The organism is Variovorax sp. 20P10.2.4 (assembly GCF_058244205.1).
Genome location: NZ_JBZAYE010000881.1, coordinates 1 through 2,453, shown reverse-complemented (window position 1 = coordinate 2,453; position 2,453 = coordinate 1). Strand labels below are relative to the sequence as shown.

Below are 2,453 nucleotides of genomic sequence, written 5' to 3'. Positions count from 1 at the left end.
GGAAGGCGCGGTCTCCTCGACCACGGACACCGGCCATGCCTCGCCCGCCGGCGGTTCGTTCGCGATGAACCCGGACGGCACGATCAACAAGACGCTGTGGACCGACTTCGCCAGCCGCGGCATCCACGAGCAGGCCGTCAAGACGAAGGCGCTGGCCACGGCCTACTACGGCACGGCACCCAAGTACGCCTATTGGGACGGCGGCTCCACGGGCGGTCGCCAGGGCCTGAACCTGGCGCAGAACAATCCCGCCGACTTCGACGGCATCGTCGCCAACTACCCGGCCATCCACTGGACCCGCTTCATCACGGCGGAGCTCTACCCCCAGATCGTCTTCCAGCGCGACCTGGGCGGCGTCGCGCCGACCCAGGCCCAGCAGGACCTGGTCTCCAACGCGGCCATCGCCGCCTGCGACCTGGTGGGCGGCCAGCACCTCGGCTACGTGCTCGATCCGCAGTCCTGCAGCTACGACCCGACGACGGACGCCAGCGTGCTCTGCACCGCCGATGGCGGCACCAACGCCACCGCCGCCTGCGTGAGCAAGGCACAGGCCCGGGCCATCAACAAGATCTGGTACGGCATGACGGCCGACGGCTCGGCGCCGGCCCCCGCGGTCGACAACGGCTGGTCCGCGGCCTCGTCCTCCACGCTGCTCGGCACGGGCAACCAGCGCTGGTACGGCCTGACGCGCGGCACTTCGCTCTACGGCGCGATGTTCTCCGCCTTCGGCCTCAACGGCCTGGCGAGCCCGAACGGCGCCTTCCCCATCGCCTCGGACCAGGTCGCGCTCGAGCTGCAGAACTCCACCCTCGGCGATCCGTCGTTCCTGAACGCGACCGGCAACGGCCAGTCGCTCTGGAAGCAGTTGAGCCATGCGCAACTGAGCAATGCCTACGACCGGGGCCTCGCGCTGCAGGCGGAGTTCGGGAACATCAACACCGACAACCCGGACCTCTCGGCATTCAAGAACCGCGGCGGCAAGCTGCTGACCTGGCACGGCCTGGCGGACGAACTCATCATGCCGCAGGGCACGGTGAACTACTACAACAGCGTCGTCGCGAAGATGGGCGGCCTGAGCGACGTGCAGGGCTTCTACCGGCTCTACCTGGTGCCGGGCGCCGGCCACGGCGACCCGAACGGCACCTCGAACCCGGGCGCGGCGGTTCCCTACTTCACGCCGACCCAGTTCTACGACACGCTGACGGCCTGGGTGGAGCAAGGCAAGGCGCCCGAGGCGCTGACGCTCCAGTCCCCCGGCGCGGCGCCGAAGACCCGCCCGATCTGCGTGTACCCGAAGAAGATCACGTACACCAGCGGCGATGCGGGATCGGCCGCGAGCTACACCTGCTCGTAGCGTTCAGTCCAGCTCGAGCAACCGCCCCGGGTTCAGGAGATTGCGGGGATCGAGCGCGCGCTTGATGTCCCGCATCAGCGCCAGGGCCACGGGCGACTTGGTCCTTCGCAGCTCCCGCAGCTTCGACTGCCCGATGCCGTGCTCAGCCGAGATCGATCCGCCGTGGGCCGCGACGCCGTCGTAGACCACGCGCGAGATCAGCGCCGCCTGCGCTTCGTCGAAGGTGAGCGCGCCCGGCGGGCCCTGGACGTTGTAGTGCAGGTTGCCATCTCCCACATGGCCCAGCGTGATCAGGCGGATCGCGGGCAGCGCGTCGCGCAGCGCCCGGTCGGTGGCCTCGAGGAACGCCGGGATGCGCGAGATCGGCACCGAGATGTCGTGCTTGAGGTTCGCCCCCTCCTTGGCCTGCGCCAGCGGGATCGACTCGCGCGCATGCCACAGCCGATTCGACTGGTCGATGCTCTCGGCGATCACGGCGTCGGTGATGACCTCGCGTTCCAGCGCCTGCTCCAGCAAGGTGTCGAACAGCGCCCGTACCTGCGCCTGCGAGCCCTCGGCCGACTGCTCGATCAGCACGCACCAGGGCGTGTCGTCGGAGATCGGCGCCTTGAACGCCGGGAAGTGAAGCGCGACCAGCGCGAGCGCTTCGCGCCCCATGAGCTCGAAACCCGAGAGCGAGGCACCGAGCCGGTCGCGCGCCAGCGCGAGCAGTTCGAGCGCCGCCGCCGCCGACGGCACCGCCACCCACGCCGTCGATTGCGCGACGGGACGCGGGAACAGCTTCAAGGTGGCCGCGGTGATCACGCCCAGCGTGCCTTCGCTGCCGATGTAGAGGTTGCGCAGGTCGTAGCCCGTGTTGTCCTTGCGCAGGCCCGACAGCCCTTCCCAGACGCGGCCGTCGGGCGTGACCACCTCCAGGCCCAGGCACAGGTCGCGCGCATTGCCGTAGCGCAGCACCTGCGTGCCGCCGGCGTTGCTCGCCAGGTTGCCGCCGATGGTGCAGCTGCCTTCCGCGGCCAGGTTGTGCCGGTCGAGCTCGCGCACGCGGTTCAGGCGCGCCGTGCTCAGCACCAGCTGCGTGCCCGAGTCGTCGGGCACC

Annotated in this window: 2 protein-coding genes; one reads left to right on the top strand and one right to left on the bottom strand. The window is 69.8% G+C overall.

What is annotated here, in order from left to right:
• On the top strand, window positions 1-1,354 hold a 1,354-nt coding region (locus AC27VN_RS38920), incomplete at its 5' end, for a tannase/feruloyl esterase family alpha/beta hydrolase (RefSeq protein ID WP_490880128.1).
• A 3-nt stretch (window positions 1,355-1,357) separates the two neighbouring features.
• Here AC27VN_RS38920 and AC27VN_RS38915 read toward each other — a convergent pair.
• Window positions 1,358-2,453, bottom strand: a 1,096-nt coding sequence (locus tag AC27VN_RS38915) for an FAD-binding oxidoreductase (RefSeq protein WP_490880127.1), incomplete at its 5' end; no start/stop codon positions are given.